The organism is Paraclostridium sp., from assembly GCF_051657365.1.
Lineage (GTDB): Bacteria > Bacillota > Clostridia > Peptostreptococcales > Peptostreptococcaceae > Paraclostridium.
This window is the reverse complement of record NZ_JBOFKN010000125.1, coordinates 1-1,039: the sequence shown is the minus strand read 5'-3', so window position 1 is coordinate 1,039 and position 1,039 is coordinate 1. Positions and strand designations below refer to the sequence as shown.

The window sequence follows — 1,039 nt, the reverse complement described above, 5'->3', positions numbered from 1 at the left end:
ATATGAACAAAAATGAAATTGAAAAATGGGCGAAAACATCACTTGATTTTGTTACTAAAGATATTGGAATGAGTAAAGAGAATATCATACATGCAGTTGTTCATATGGATGAAAAAACACCTCACCTGCATGTGGTAGTAGTTCCAATAACTAAAATTTATGACGGTAGGATTAAACAAGAAAAATTAACTATAAGTCAAAATAAATTTTTTCATGGGAAAAAAGATTTGTCAGAACTACAAGATAAATATAATCATAGAATGGTTTCAAATGGCTTTAAATTGGCTCGTGGTGAAAAAAATACTAATAAGAAGCATAAAACTACTATGGAATATAAAAACGAAATACAGAAGCAAGCAGAGGCGTTAAAAAAGGACAAGCAAGAAATAGAGAAAGAGGTTGTTGAATTAAAGAGTGAAAAAGAAAAAAGAACCAAAGAATTTTCTGAAGCAACAAAAATTTTGCATGAAAATAGTTTGGTTATGTATCAAATAAAAGAAATTGAATCAGAAAATGTGTTTTTTTCAAATGAAAAAGTTAAAATAAAAAAATCAGATTTTGAAAAATTAAAAGAAAGTGCTTTAAAAGCATATATGCAGCACAGTTTATATGCAAATGTAGAATATGAACTTAAAGAATTAAAAAGAAGAAATAGATATTTAGAAAAAGAAAATGATGAACAATATTGTAAATTAAGCAACATGGGGAGAGATCACTCTTATAAATTGCATTATTTAAAACAAGAATATGAACAAAAGTTGAACCAGGAAAAACAAAAAAATATAAATTTGCAGAAGCAATTAAAAATATATGATGAAGTTATAGAAAAGTATAATTTATTCAATGAAGTAAATAAAGCATATGAAAAAAACAATCAAGTAGATGCCAAAAAGAAAAACCATAATAAAAATTATAGTTTATAAAAAAATTGATGTCGTAATTTTTGATATAAAAAAATGTTATTCAAATAAAACAAATAAATTTAAAGAATTCAGTATGTAATGAAAAAATATTATATATTAATTTTAGAACAATAATG

General features: G+C 24.0%; 1 protein-coding gene. It reads left to right on the top strand.

Features of this window, described 5'->3' with window-relative positions:
• A partial coding sequence (locus tag ACRCYC_RS08795) for a plasmid recombination protein (RefSeq protein WP_438618742.1) occupies positions 1 to 923 on the top strand: 923 nt, incomplete at its 5' end.
• Positions 924 to 1,039 lie beyond the last annotated feature (116 nt).